The sequence below is a fragment of the Mycolicibacter senuensis genome, assembly GCF_003284925.1.
Taxonomy (GTDB): Bacteria; Actinomycetota; Actinomycetes; order Mycobacteriales; family Mycobacteriaceae; genus Mycobacterium; species Mycobacterium algericum_A.
In genome coordinates, this window is record NZ_QMEX01000112.1 from 1 (window position 1) to 12,022 (window position 12,022).

16 protein-coding genes and 1 pseudogene are annotated in these 12,022 nt (G+C 66.8%); 3 read left to right on the forward strand and 14 right to left on the reverse strand.

The window, feature by feature from the left end; genetic code table 11:
* The 11 genes from DQP56_RS24800 to rplN all read right to left on the reverse strand — a co-directional run.
* Window positions 1–785: PGRS repeat-containing protein (locus DQP56_RS24800; RefSeq protein WP_353617190.1), on the reverse strand; the 785-nt coding region annotated here is incomplete at its 3' end.
* A 193-nt stretch (window positions 786–978) separates the two neighbouring features.
* Window positions 979–1,419 carry a 50S ribosomal protein L15 gene (gene rplO, locus DQP56_RS18785; protein WP_112687979.1) on the reverse strand — a complete coding sequence of 147 codons (441 nt, stop codon included), beginning with the start codon at window positions 1,417–1,419 and terminating at the stop codon, window positions 979–981.
* Window positions 1,416–1,598: a 50S ribosomal protein L30 gene (gene rpmD, locus DQP56_RS18790; protein WP_064855866.1), complete on the reverse strand. Its 183-nt coding sequence runs from the start codon at window positions 1,596–1,598 to the stop codon at window positions 1,416–1,418. Before rpmD ends, rplO begins: the two co-directional genes overlap by 4 nt.
* A 2-nt stretch (window positions 1,599–1,600) precedes the next feature.
* A complete protein-coding gene (gene rpsE / locus DQP56_RS18795; RefSeq protein ID WP_112687997.1) occupies window positions 1,601–2,296 on the reverse strand; it encodes a 30S ribosomal protein S5 in 696 nt (231 codons plus the stop codon).
* 46 nt (window positions 2,297–2,342) lie between these two features.
* Window positions 2,343–2,750 carry a 50S ribosomal protein L18 gene (rplR, locus tag DQP56_RS18800; RefSeq protein WP_013830243.1) on the reverse strand — a complete coding sequence of 136 codons (408 nt, stop codon included), beginning with the start codon at window positions 2,748–2,750 and terminating at the stop codon, window positions 2,343–2,345.
* Between the two features lie 2 nt (window positions 2,751–2,752).
* The gene (gene rplF / locus DQP56_RS18805; RefSeq protein ID WP_112687982.1) at window positions 2,753–3,292 is read right to left on the reverse strand and encodes a 50S ribosomal protein L6; all 540 of its coding nucleotides are present in this window, start codon (window positions 3,290–3,292) and stop codon (window positions 2,753–2,755) included.
* A gap of 13 nt (window positions 3,293–3,305) precedes the next feature.
* On the reverse strand, window positions 3,306–3,704 hold the full coding sequence (gene rpsH, locus DQP56_RS18810) for a 30S ribosomal protein S8 (protein ID WP_029249222.1): 399 nt from the start codon (window positions 3,702–3,704) through the stop codon (window positions 3,306–3,308).
* Window positions 3,705–3,723: 19 nt separating this feature from the next.
* On the reverse strand, window positions 3,724–3,909 hold the full coding sequence (locus DQP56_RS18815; RefSeq protein WP_019737213.1) for a type Z 30S ribosomal protein S14: 186 nt from the start codon (window positions 3,907–3,909) through the stop codon (window positions 3,724–3,726).
* Window positions 3,910–3,913: 4 nt separating this feature from the next.
* A complete protein-coding gene (gene rplE, locus DQP56_RS18820) occupies window positions 3,914–4,477 on the reverse strand; it encodes a 50S ribosomal protein L5 (protein ID WP_112687985.1) in 564 nt (187 codons plus the stop codon).
* Between the two features lie 2 nt (window positions 4,478–4,479).
* Window positions 4,480–4,797 carry a 50S ribosomal protein L24 gene (gene rplX, locus DQP56_RS18825; protein ID WP_013830248.1) on the reverse strand — a complete coding sequence of 106 codons (318 nt, stop codon included), beginning with the start codon at window positions 4,795–4,797 and terminating at the stop codon, window positions 4,480–4,482.
* Complete coding sequence (gene rplN, locus DQP56_RS18830) at window positions 4,798–5,166, reverse strand: 50S ribosomal protein L14 (RefSeq protein ID WP_013830249.1); 369 nt, start codon at window positions 5,164–5,166, stop codon at window positions 4,798–4,800.
* 299 nt (window positions 5,167–5,465) lie between these two features.
* On the opposite strand from rplN, the gene DQP56_RS25630 reads away from it, so the two are divergent.
* A complete protein-coding gene (locus tag DQP56_RS25630; RefSeq protein ID WP_205868917.1) occupies window positions 5,466–5,993 on the forward strand; it encodes a pyridoxal-phosphate dependent enzyme in 528 nt (175 codons plus the stop codon).
* Window positions 5,960–6,439: a pyridoxal-phosphate dependent enzyme gene (locus DQP56_RS25635; protein ID WP_353617191.1), complete on the forward strand. Its 480-nt coding sequence runs from the start codon at window positions 5,960–5,962 to the stop codon at window positions 6,437–6,439. The genes DQP56_RS25630 and DQP56_RS25635 overlap by 34 nt, the downstream gene beginning before the upstream one ends.
* A 65-nt stretch (window positions 6,440–6,504) precedes the next feature.
* Here DQP56_RS25635 and DQP56_RS18840 read toward each other — a convergent pair whose 3' ends face one another.
* From DQP56_RS18840 to DQP56_RS18850, 3 genes are all read right to left on the reverse strand, one after another.
* Window positions 6,505–7,362 (reverse strand): formylglycine-generating enzyme family protein, encoded by an 858-nt coding sequence (locus DQP56_RS18840; protein WP_112687988.1) that lies wholly within the window; start codon window positions 7,360–7,362, stop codon window positions 6,505–6,507.
* A gap of 4 nt (window positions 7,363–7,366) precedes the next feature.
* Entirely contained in the window at window positions 7,367–9,718 is a 2,352-nt protein-coding gene (locus tag DQP56_RS18845; RefSeq protein WP_112687991.1) for an arylsulfatase, read from the reverse strand.
* A 66-nt stretch (window positions 9,719–9,784) separates the two neighbouring features.
* Window positions 9,785–10,690: a LysR family transcriptional regulator gene (locus DQP56_RS18850; protein ID WP_112687994.1), complete on the reverse strand. Its 906-nt coding sequence runs from the start codon at window positions 10,688–10,690 to the stop codon at window positions 9,785–9,787.
* A 446-nt stretch (window positions 10,691–11,136) separates the two neighbouring features.
* On the opposite strand from DQP56_RS18850, the pseudogene DQP56_RS18855 reads away from it, so the two are divergent.
* Window positions 11,137–12,022: pseudogene (locus DQP56_RS18855) on the forward strand (hypothetical protein); the annotation flags it as partial.

Consider the following 12,022-nt stretch of genomic DNA (forward strand, 5'->3'; position numbering starts at 1 on the left):
CCGTCGGCGCCGGTCAGACCCGCGCCGCCCTTGCCTCCGTTGCCTCCGTTGCCCCACGCACCCATGCCGAAGAAGTCTTGGGCCTGACCCGAGGACCCGCCGTTGCCACCGTCCCCAGCCACCAGCGTCGCCGTCGCAGCGCCACCGGCTCCGCCATCGCCGCCGTGGCCCCACATCTCGCCACCGTGACCGCCGTTACCACCATCAGCACCCAGACCGCCGGCGCCACCATCACCACCATTGCCGATACCGCCGGCGTGGCCGCCGTTACCGCCGGCTACACCCTCGATGTCCGAGGTCCAGCCGTTACCGCCGTCGCCGAACCAGAGCCCACCGGCCTGGCCGTTCACGCTGTTCTCGGTGCCGTCGGCGCCGTTGCAGATCATCCCGCAGAAGTTCTCGGTGAACGGCGCGAAGATCTGGTTGATCACGCCGTTGACCTGCGACCCGAAGTCCGAGTTGATCCAGTCCTGCAAAAGTGCATGCACCGGCGTGTAGAAGTAGGTGTCCCACAGCTGGGCTATCTCCATCCCAGTCGCATCCGCCGAATCGGGCAGATCCCAGGCCGAGCCGACCCACTCGGGCGTAGGGGCTTGAGAGTCGGCTTCCAGACCGAACCAGCCCAGGAAATCGTCAAACCCGAAGTCCGCGCGGGCGTCCGGCGCGGCAGTCAGTGGCGCCATCCCGAAGGCCAGGAACGCGGCTACCGCGCTGCCGGCCCCTGCGACGCGCCGTGCAGCACTGCCGTGCCGCCCGTTGGACCTGGAACGCAGCCGTCGCCTCATATGCCCAACGCCTTCCCAGCCGACCCGGACCAGTGATCTACGTCATGCCGGTCCGTATCTCGTTATACGAGACTGTGGCGCGCATATCAAGGCTTTATTTTTCGTGTCCGTCAAAAGGCCAGGTCAGACGAGAATCGCACCCCATCCGGCTGGATGGAGTGCGATTTTTCGACCGTGATTTCCCTGAGAAATCCTACAGTTCGGTGGCGGTGCCCCCGGCCGCGGTGATCTTGTCGCGGGCGCTACCGCTGAACTTGTGCGCGGTGACGTCGGCCTTGACCGTCAGCTTGCCGTCGCCGAGCACCTTGACCAGCGTGTTCTTGCGGACGGCGCCCTTGGCCACCAGGTCGTCGACACCGATGGCGCCGCCGTCGGGGAACAGCCGGTTGATGTCGCCGACGTTGACGACCTCATACTCGGTGCGGAACCGATTGCGGAAGCCCTTCAGCTTCGGCAACCGCATGTGGATCGGCATCTGCCCGCCCTCGAACCGGACCGGCACGTTCTTGCGGGCCTTGGTGCCCTTGGTGCCGCGACCGGCGGTCTTACCCTTGGAACCCTCACCGCGACCGACGCGGGTGCGCTTGGTCTTCGACCCGGGCGCGGGGCGCAGGTCATGCAGCTTGATGGTCATTCGGCTTCCTCCACTTGCACGAGGTGGTGGACAACCCGGATCAGGCCACGGGTCTGGGGGTTGTCCTCACGCACCACCGACTGGCGGATCTTGCGCAGGCCCAGCGTGCGCAGGCTCTCGCGCTGATTCCAGCGAGCCCCGATGGTGCCGCGGACCTGGGTGATCTTCAGATTTGCCATGGTTATGCCGTGCCTTCCCGGGCGGCGCTGGCGGCAAGCGACTCGCTTTCCCGCCGGGCCTTGAGCATCGCGGCCGGCGCCACATCTTCGATCGGCAGACCACGTCGGGCCGCCACCTCTTCGGGACGCTGCAGCATCTTCAGCGCGGCCACGGTGGCGTGCACCACGTTGATCGCGTTGTCGCTGCCCAGCGACTTGGACAGGATGTCGTGCACCCCGGCGCATTCCAGCACCGCACGCACCGCACCGCCGGCGATCACACCGGTACCGGGGCTGGCCGGGCGCAGTAACACCACACCGGCGGCCGCCTCGCCCTGGACGGGGTGGGTGATGGTGCCACGGATCAACGGCACCCGGAAGAAGCTCTTGCGGGCCTCCTCGACACCCTTGGCGATCGCGGCCGGGACCTCCTTGGCCTTGCCGTAGCCGACCCCGACCATGCCCTTGCCGTCACCGACGATCACCAGCGCGGTGAAGCTGAACCGGCGGCCACCCTTGACCACCTTGGACACCCGGTTGATCGCGACGACGCGCTCCAGGTAGTTGCTCTTGTCGCCGTCCCGGCCGTCACGGCCGCCGCGACCACCGTCGCGGCCACCACGCCCGCCCCGGTTGTCACGAGTGTCGCGCCCGTCGGTACGGGGGGCGCTGCCCGTGTCGGGACCTGCCGAGGAGGCCCCTGTCGGCTGCTCCGCCATCATGCGGTCCTTCCAGTCATGTTCATCAAGTCAGTCGTCCGGCGCATCAGAACTTCAACCCGCCCTCGCGGGCCGCGTCGGCCAATGCCGCGATCCGTCCACCGTAGGTGTAGCCGCCGCGGTCGAACACCACGGTCTGCACGCCGGCAGCCTTGGCTCGCTCGGCGATCAGCTGGCCGACCCGCACACTGTGTGCCTTCTTGTCGCCGTCCACACCGCGCACGTCGGCCTCGATCGAGGACGCCGCGGCCAGCGTGTGACCGGCCAGGTCGTCGACCAACTGGACGTGAATGTGCCGCGAAGAGCGGTGCACCACCAGGCGGGGACGCTCCGGGGTGCCGGCGATCTTCTTGCGCAGCCGCGCGTGCCGACGCACCCGGTGCGTGCGCCGGGCCTCCGAAACGCTCTGCCCGATGGGCTTGCGCGCCCCGGTGCCTGCTTCTGATTGCGCCATGACTACTTACCTGTCTTTCCGACCTTGCGGCGAACCTGCTCACCCTCGTAGCGCACGCCCTTGCCCTTGTAGGGGTCGGGACGGCGCAGGCGGCGGATGTTCGCCGAGATCTGACCGACCTTTTGCTTGTCGATGCCCGAGATCGAGAACTTGGTGGGCGTCTCCACCGCGAAGGTGATGCCCTCCGGGGCCTTGATCAGCACCGGGTGGCTGTAGCCCAGGGCGAACTCGAGGTCGGAGCCCTTGAGTGCCACACGGTAACCGACGCCGAAGATCTCCATCTTGCGGACGTAGCCCTCTGAGACGCCGGTGATCAGGTTCGCCACCAGGGTGCGGCTCAGGCCGTGCAGCGACCGGTTATGCCGGTCGTCGTCCGGCCGGGTCACCACGATGGCGCCGTCGTCGTTGCGGGCGACGTTGATCGGCTCGGCCACCGTGAGCTCCAGGGTGCCCTTGGGCCCCTTGACCGATACGTTCTGGCCATTGATGGTCACGTCGACCCCGGCGGGAACCGGGACCGGCTGCTTACCAATACGCGACATGTCTGCTACTCCCTCACCACACGTACGCGAGGACTTCGCCGCCCACGCCCTGCCTGGCCGCCTGACGGTCGGTGAGCAGACCCGAAGACGTGGAGATGATCGCCACGCCCAGGCCGCCGAGCACCCGCGGCAGGTTGGTCGACTTCGCGTAGACCCGCAGGCCGGGCTTGGACACCCGGCGCAGACCGGCGAGACTGCGCTCCCGGTTCGGGCCGTACTTCAGGTTGACCACCAGCGCCTTGCCCACCCGGGCGTCTTCGACGTGGTAGTCGTTGATGTAACCCTCGCGCTTGAGGATCTCGGCGATGTTGGCCTTGATCTTCGAGTGCGGCAGGGTCACCTCGTCGTGATACGCCGAGTTGGCATTGCGCAGACGGGTCAAGAAGTCCGCGATCGGGTCCGTCATGGTCATTTAGGCTGCTCCTCCACCCTCACCAGCTGCTCTTCTGCACACCGGGCAGCTCGCCGGCGTGCGCCATTTCGCGCAGGCAGATTCGGCACAGGCCGAACTTCCGGAGCACCGCGCGCGGACGGCCGCACTTGTTGCAGCGGGTGTAGGCGCGCACCGCGAACTTGGGCTTGCGGGCCGCCTTGTTAACCAACGCCTTCTTCGCCATCAGGTCACTTCTCCTTGAACGGAAAGCCGAGTGCCCGCAGCAGCGCTCGTCCTTCGTCGTCGTTCGTCGCCGAGGTGACGACGGTGATGTTCATTCCACGCGGGCGGTCGATGGAGTCGACGTCGATCTCGTGGAACATCGACTGCTCGGCCAGCCCGAAGGTGTAGTTACCGGAGCCGTCGAACTGCTTGGGCGACAGCCCCCGGAAGTCGCGGATACGCGGCAGCGCGATCGAGGTGAGCCGGTCGAGGAACTCCCACATCCGGTCACCGCGCAGCGTCACCCGGGCACCGATCGGCATGCCCTCGCGCAGCTTGAACTGAGCGATCGACAGCCGGGCCTTGCGGATCTCCGGACGCTGGCCGGTGATCAGCGCCAGGTCGTTGACCGCGTTGTTGATCAGTTTGGCGTCGCGGGCGGCTTCGCCGACGCCCATGTTCACCACGACCTTCACCACGCCCGGGATCTGCATCACGTTGGCGTAGTTGAACTCTTTGTTCAGCGCGTCCCGGATCTCTTCGCGGTATTTCACCTTCAGCCGGGGCTGAATCTTCTCTGCCGTCGTCATCTCTAGATGTCCTTGCCGTTGCGCTTGGAGACGCGAACCTTCTTGCCGGACTCCTCGTCCACCCGGTAGCCGACCCGGGTGGGCTTGCCGTCGGAGTCGACGACCATCACGTTCGAGACGTGGATCGGGGCTTCCTGCGTGACGATCCCGCCCGAGGAGGCGCCGGCCTGGTTGGCCGAGTTCGCGACGTGCTTCTTGATCCGGTTGACGCCCTGGACCAGCACCCGGTTGCGGGCCGGATAGGCCTGCAGGACCTTGCCCTTGGCGCCCTTGTCCTTGCCGGCGATGACCAGCACGGTGTCGCCCTTGTGGACCTTCATCTACAGCACCTCCGGGGCCAGCGAGACGATCTTCATGAACCGCTTCTCCCGCAGCTCGCGGCCGACCGGCCCGAAGATGCGGGTTCCGCGCGGGTCGTTGTCGGCCTTGATGATCACGGCCGCGTTCTCGTCGAACTTGATGTAGCTGCCGTCGGCGCGGCGACGCTCCTTGACGGTGCGCACCACGACGGCCTTGACGATGTCACCCCGCTTGACGTTGCCGCCGGGGATGGCGTCCTTGACGGTCGCGACGATGACATCACCGATGCCGGCGTAGCGCCGCGACGAGCCGCCGAGCACCCGGATGCACAAGATCTCCTTGGCGCCGGTGTTGTCGGCGACCTTCAACCGCGATTCCTGCTGAATCACCAGATCTCCTCAATAATCGGGACGACGCGCGGCATGACGAGTCGCATGCCGGAATCTCCCCGGTCGTGCATGGTCTTCTTATCGCCGAAGGGCACGCGGGGCCAGCTTGCGCCGGCCGAGGTCTGCCCTCGGCAACCCCTAGAGCTTAGGTGACGGACCGCCCAGCACCAAATCCGTCGCCATCGCCGCTCCCCGTGCCGCGAGCGGGCGTGTTTGCACTCGACACGCCGGGATAAGTCGTACCACTATGCACGTTCGCGCCACGGGGCTTTCGCTGCCGCCGCCGTTACGCTGCGGTGGTGAGGAAGACGCGCCTCGACACCGGACGCATTCAGGCGGCGCGTCAGCTGATTGACCCGATGTTTCTTGACACTCCGCTGTATCGCTGTGCGGCGTTGGAGGCCAGCCTGGGCTGCCGGCTCAGCATCAAGCTCGAGACGGCGAACCCGGTACGCAGCTTCAAGGCTCGCGGCACCGAGGTGGTGACGAATCAGCTGGTCGACAGCGGATCGCGGGCCGCGGTGTGCGCCAGCGTCGGCAACTTGGGCCACGCCCTGGCCTGGTCCGGTCGCCGCCGCGGAATCGACATCACCGTCGTGGCGTCGCATTCTGCGCCCGCGGTCAAGCTGGACCACATCCGCGCATTAGGAGCCCACCTTGAGCTGGCGGACGGCGATTTCGATGTGGCGCGCGATCAGGCGGCGGCCATCGCTCAACAGAAGGGCATCCGCTGGTCGAAGACAGCCGCGATATCGAGACCTGCGAGGGCGCGGCGACCATCGGGCTGGAACTGGTGGAGGTCGCCGGATCGTTCGACGCGGTCCTGATCGCGCTGGGCGGCAGTGCGCTGGCCACCGGCGTGGGCCACGTACTGAAAACTCTGGCACCCGAAGTCGAGGTGATCTGCGTCCAGCCGGCCGGCGCCCCGGCGATGACGCAGTCGTGGCACCACCGGCGGGTTGTCACCGCCGACTCGGCGGACACCATCGCCGACGGTGTCGCCAGCCGTCGGCCCATCCCGGCCGTGCTGGAGGACCTTCTCCTTGTTGCGGACGACGCCGTCCTGGTCCAGGAATCGACCATCGTCGCCGCTATGCGGATGCTGTTCGCCCATGCCGGTCTCGTTGTCGAGCCGTCGGCTGCCCTCGGCGTCGCGGCGATCCTCGAAGACCCCGACCGCTTCGCCGGCCGGCACGTGGTCACCATCGTGTGCGGCAGCAATGTCGACGCAGACGCCTTTCATCGCTGGGTCGGGCCCGTTCAAGGCCGGTGAACGTGCGTCTGTGTACGTCTTGGCCCGGCGCGTTGCGTACAAACACGCACGCTCGCCCGGGGTAGTTAGCCCACCACGCAGCGGAACCCGATGTGGCTGGTTGCGGTGTCCTGTGACTGCGGGGAGCGTGCCGCGGCCCGGTAGCGGTGGCAGTACGCCGGCGCGCACAGGTGCGATCCGCCCTTGAGGGTCTGGCTGACGCCCGGGTCGGCGGGGCCGTCGGGCGCGCAACAGGACTTGGGCGGTGGGTCCAGGCGGTGATGCCCGCAGAACTCGGTGGTGGTCCACTCCCAGACGTTGCCGATCATGTCCAGCAGCCCCCAGCCGTTGGGCGGGAAGCTGCCCACCGAGGAGGTTCCGGACCAGCCCAGCGCGCCGTCGTTGCGGTAGGGAAAGGCGCCCTGCCAGGTGTTGGCCATCAGTTCCCCGCCCGGCTTCTCCTCCTCGCCCCAGGGGTAGGTGCTGGACGTGCCGGCGCGGGCGGCGTACTCCCATTCGGCTTCGGCGGGCAGTCGCCGCCCCGCCCAGCGCGCGTAGCCGGCCGCATCGGGGTAGGCGACCTGGACCACCGGGTGATCCGGCTTGTGCTCGATGCTGCTGTGCGGACCGAGCGGATGCCGCCAACTCGCGCCGGGCACCCACCGCCACCACTGCCGCCAGTCGCGCAGGTCGACCGGCCCGGCGGTCGGGGTGAAGACCAGGGCGCCCGGCTCGGCGGCATACACCGGGTCGGGTTCCTGCTCGGCGACGGTGACATACCCGGTTGCAGCGACGAATTCGGCGAACTGGGCATTGGTCACCGGATGCCGCTCGATCGCGAACGCGGCCACGGCCACGGTGTGGATCGGCGCCTCTTCGGGGTAGAAGCTCGTCGACCCCATCCGGAAGACACCGCCGGGGATATCGACGAGTTCTGTCAGCATCGCATCAATCCCGCGAAAACGCCGCTGCCAGACTCGCTTTCACATCGACATAGGGCTCGCCGCTGATGTCGACGGCAACCTCGGCGATGGTCCCGCCGGTGAAGCCGAACGGCGCCCGGTACGCCGATGACACCGCCTGTCCGGTATTGCGCCCGACGCTCACCCCGCCACCCGCCAACGCGAACGCTGCCGGCTGGGTGATCATGTCGGACAGCGTCGCGACCACCGTGTCATCGATGTAGAGCGCAGCCTCCCCGACCGGCGTGTGACTACCCTCGACGACACCGCGCCGATCGAAACGCACCCCGAAAATATGCTGCCCCAACGGAATCGGGTCAGGCGATGACAACCACTGTTCGCGCTCCCCCAAGAAGTTGTAGACGTAGTGCAGCCGGCCACTCTGGACGAACAGCGCATGGCCGCCGTGGCGTGCTCCGTGTTTGAACAACACACCCTCGGCGGCGGCGGATTCCACCGCGACCCGGGCCAGCACCGAGAACGAGCGGCCGCGCAGCTCCACGCATGCCCCCATCGGCACCTCGGCGGTGTGCGGATAGTAGGTGTAGCTGGTGCGGTCACGGGACAGGTACGGCCGCTGCCGGCTCGTCATCTCGAAGATGTTGAGGTCGGCCAGCGGCAGCCCGTTGTATTTCTCCGCCTCGGCGAACCACAGCGCTTGGAGTTCCGCGAGTTTCTCTGGATGCTCAGCGGCTAGGTCACGGCACTGACTGCGGTCCTCGGCGAGGTTGTAGAGCTCCCAGCGGTCGGCGTCGAAGTGGCCCCAGCCGGATGGGGTCGCGGCGTGCACGGTGTTGGCGAACCAGCCCCGGTGCCAGATCCCACGGGTGCCGAGCATCGTGTAGAACTGGGTGTGTTTTCCGGTGTCGGCGTCCGGATCTTGCAGTGCGGCTTTGAAACTGACACCTTCCAGTGGCCGCTGGGTGATGCCGCGAACGGTGTCGGGCGGGGTGATACCGATCAAGTCATAGACTGTCGGAGTCACATCGCACACGTTGACGTAGGTGTCGCGCACCTCGCCGCGAGCAGCGATTCCCTTGGGCCAGCTCACGATCGCGGGATCGGCGATGCCGCCCTCGTGTGATGCGTAGCGCTTGTAGAGCTTGTAGGGCGTGTTGAACGCCATCGCCCACCCGATCGGGTAGTGGTTGTAGGTCTCCGGCGTGCCCAGCTCGTCGAAGAGCTTCATCGCCTCCTCGACGGTGTCGATGTAGCCGTTGAAGAACTTGTTCTCATTCGGCGAGCCGTTGGGCCCGCCCTCGCCACTGGCCCCGTTGTCGGAGATCACCACCACGATGGTGTTGTCGAGTTGTCCGGATTCCTCGAGATAGTCCAGGATCCGGCCGATCTGGGCGTCGGTGTAGCTCTGGAACCCGGCGAACACCTCTGCCATCCGGGCGAAGAGTCGCTTCTCGTCGTCGTCCAGGCTCTCCCACCGGCGCACGGTGTCCAGCGCTGGCCACGGCTGGCCGTCAACACCGGTGACATCGGCGTAGGGGTTGACCTCGGAGAGCTCGGTGTCCGGTGGCACCAGGCCCAGCTTCTTCTGGTTGGCCAGCACGATCTCCCGGTACTGCTCATAACCCATGTCGAACCGTCCGGCGTAGCGATCAGCCCATTCGGTGAAGACGTGGTGCGGGGCGTGACCGGCGCCTGGGCAGACATAGCCGAACCAGGGCTTGCCCGGCGCGATCGTCTGGGCGTCGCGGATGAATTCGATTGTCTTGTCGGCGATGTCCTTGGACAGGTGGTAGCCATCTTCGGGTGTCGCCGGTGGCGCGACGGGGTGGTTGTCGTGGATCAGGTCCGGGTACCACTGGTTTGTCTCACCGCCCATGAACCCGTAGAACCGTTCGAATCCGCGCTGCGTGGGCCAGTGCCGTCTGGTGCTGGCCATGTTGGACTCTTCCAGCGGGGTCAGGTGCCACTTGCCGACGCAGAAGGTGTTCCAGCCGCGTTCGGTGAGAACCTCACTCAGCAGCGCGGTTTCGAAGGGGATGCGCCCGCTGCAGTTGGGGAATCCGTCGGTGAACTCCTCGATGGTGGCCATGCCGACACTGGTGGCGTTGCGGCCGGTGAGCAGCGCCGCTCGGGTCGGGGAGCACAGCGCGGTGGTGTGGAACTGGGACAGCCGGACGCCACGTTCGGCGATCCGGCTCATCGCCGGCATCTCTACCAGCCCGCCGAAGCAGTCCCAGGTGGCGATGCCGATGTCATCCCAGACCAGGTAGAGCACATTGGGTGCGCCCGCGGGGGCGGTCGGCGCGGCGAACGGCCCCCAGTCCGGTTCGGAATCACGGATGTCGAGATCGATCTTGCCCTGAAATTCCACTATCACTCACTCCGTTGTCAGCCCCCCGGATCGGGTGAGAGCCTACCGACCCGGTGAGGCCGCAGGGGGCTTTCACACCGCAGACGGCTCCCGGCGACCCGACATCTCGGGCTTCCCGGCACCGGTCGACAGCAGCTCGCCGAGGAATGCCGCAGCCGCCGGCGAGGGCGCCCGCTCCCCCGGGGTGATCAGCGCCAAGTCGCGCGGGATTGCCGGGTCGGTCGCCACCGCGACGATGTGCTCGGACTTCGCCACCAGCGCCGGCGGCAGCGGGGCAATACCCAGGCCGGCCGCGACCAGGTCGACCAGATCGTCGGGCGTGTTGGATTCCGCGCAGATGTTCCGCTCGAAACCGAGCTCGGCGCAGATGCTGTCGATGTGCATTCGAGTCCGCAGCTCGGCCCGGCGTTCGACGAACTCGCGCTGCTGCAGGTCGGTCAGGGCGACGGTGCCGGTGCCGGCGAGCGGGTCGTCGTGTCGTACCGCCAGCACCAGGTGCTCGGCGCCCAGTGACAGCTCCTTGACACGACTGCCGTCGAAGGGTCGGCTGACGAAGGCGAGGTCCAGCCCGCCGTCGGCGGTCTCCTGGTCGATGGGATCGTGACGCAGCGTGATCTCGATGCGTGGGAAGCTCCGGTGATACCGCGTCAGCAGCGCGGGCAGGTCGACGGTTCCCAGCCCCTTGATCGCCCCGATGCGCAGCTGCCCGGACAACAACCCCCGGACCGCGTCGACGGCGGCACGCGCCCGCTCTGCGGCGGCCAGCGCATGCTGCGCGTCCGGCAGCAATGCCTGCCCGGCGGTGGTCAGGTCGACGCGACGATTGTTTCGCACCAGCAGCGCGGTACCGAGCTCGGCTTCCAAGCCGCTGATCGAGGCCGACAGGGTGGACTGCACCACGTGGACTTTCGCTGCCGCCCGGGTGAAGTGCAACTCTTCGGCCACGGCGACGAAATGTTTCAGCTGGCGCAGTTCCATAGCGATCAGTGTGCAGCCCGCCTCGGATCGGTCAAACCGAAAGTTCCATTCCGCCAACAGGATTACTTTGATTCCGCTGAGACCAGACTAGGACAAATGCTTGTTCTACCCGCAAGTTAACTGCCCCAATGACTTACATCGTCGGCCTTACGTGCGTCAATCGATGATGGCGATTCTCTACATTGAGATTAACTGTTGAAATATCCGCTGACAGGGGTGGTGGCCGCGGTCGCGACCCGTTAGCGTCTGACGAGGATGCCGAGGGGGCTCAGCCAGCGTCCCGGGCGTTCGGACATACGTTGTCGCCCAACAGCATTGATGCGTCGCGTTCGTATCGCGGTCTATTGCGCGCGGACGCCGGGTGATTGGCGATGTTCACCGGCGCCCGGGCGAGTTCAAAGGTGAGCTCATGCCCGGGACAACAAAGACGGAAGGAACGCACCGAAATGAATCGTCGGATCATATTGTCGGTCGGTGGGGCCACCGCCGGACTACTCACGACCACAATCCTGCCCGCAACGATCGCTTCTGCCGACAATGGTGTGGGCGCGGCGGGTGACATCGGCAGCACCGCAATACCGGTCGGCCTGACAAGCAGCATGGCGGGAACCGGCGGCACGACGCCGCTCGGCGACATCGGCACGCTCAGCCCGGACGCGAACGCACCCGAGCTCGGCGGCCTCGGCGCGCTGACAGCCGCGCCGGACGCGACCAGCCCGCAGCCGATCGGTGATACCGGTGGCTTGCCGGTCACCGGTGCGCCGGACGCCACCCCCGGTGGCACACCAGACACCACTTCCAGTGACCTGACGTCCACCGATGCGACGCCCGGCGCCGGCGACAGCTTCACCATCGGTGACACCACCTTCAGCCCCGTCCAGGCCGACGGTTCGGAGGGGTTCACCCCACTCAGCCCGCTGTTCAGCGCCCCGCCACTGTTCCAGGTGGCCGAGGGCGATCAGTCGTTCGATATCACCAGCGGCAGCGGGACCGACGCCACTGACCTCGGCAGCGTCACCGCCAGCGAGAACGTCACAAACCTGTTCGGCGGTATCCACAACACACAGTTCACGATCACCGACGTCGATCCGGCCAGTGACGCCACCACATCGGACCTTCCCACCGTCGGCACGGTCTATGACGTCATGAACTTCGGCAACGGATTCGCGAATATCTACACCGACATCCCAGGAGCGGAGGGCGCCGCCAACTCCATCACCGACACCCTGGTAACCCCGTTCGGCGACTTCAACATCCCGACCGATTTCGACGCGGCCGGACTGCTCGATCCGGGTGACGCGTTCAGCGGGGTGTCCGCGTTGGGAGCCGATG

Bases quoted from the DNA above. Each gene is read 5' to 3' on its own strand.
- rpsE (WP_112687997.1), bottom strand. From the start codon at position 2,296: ATGGCGGAGCAGCCGACAGGGGCCTCCTCGGCAGGTCCCGACACGGGC.
- rplX (WP_013830248.1), bottom strand. From the start codon at position 4,797: ATGAAGGTCCACAAGGGCGACACCGTGCTGGTCATCGCCGGCAAGGAC.
- DQP56_RS18840 (WP_112687988.1), bottom strand. From the start codon at position 7,362: ATGCTGACAGAACTCGTCGATATCCCCGGCGGTGTCTTCCGGATGGGG.
- rplO (WP_112687979.1), bottom strand. From the start codon at position 1,419: ATGACCATCAAGCTGCATGACCTGCGCCCCGCGCCCGGGTCGAAGACC.
- DQP56_RS18815 (WP_019737213.1), bottom strand. From the start codon at position 3,909: ATGGCGAAGAAGGCGTTGGTTAACAAGGCGGCCCGCAAGCCCAAGTTC.
- rplF (WP_112687982.1), bottom strand. From the start codon at position 3,292: ATGTCGCGTATTGGTAAGCAGCCGGTCCCGGTTCCCGCCGGGGTCGAC.
- rplE (WP_112687985.1), bottom strand. From the start codon at position 4,477: ATGACGACGGCAGAGAAGATTCAGCCCCGGCTGAAGGTGAAATACCGC.
- rpmD (WP_064855866.1), bottom strand. From the start codon at position 1,598: ATGGCAAATCTGAAGATCACCCAGGTCCGCGGCACCATCGGGGCTCGC.
- rplR (WP_013830243.1), bottom strand. From the start codon at position 2,750: ATGGCGCAATCAGAAGCAGGCACCGGGGCGCGCAAGCCCATCGGGCAG.
- DQP56_RS18850 (WP_112687994.1), bottom strand. From the start codon at position 10,690: ATGGAACTGCGCCAGCTGAAACATTTCGTCGCCGTGGCCGAAGAGTTG.
- rpsH (WP_029249222.1), bottom strand. From the start codon at position 3,704: ATGACCATGACGGACCCGATCGCGGACTTCTTGACCCGTCTGCGCAAT.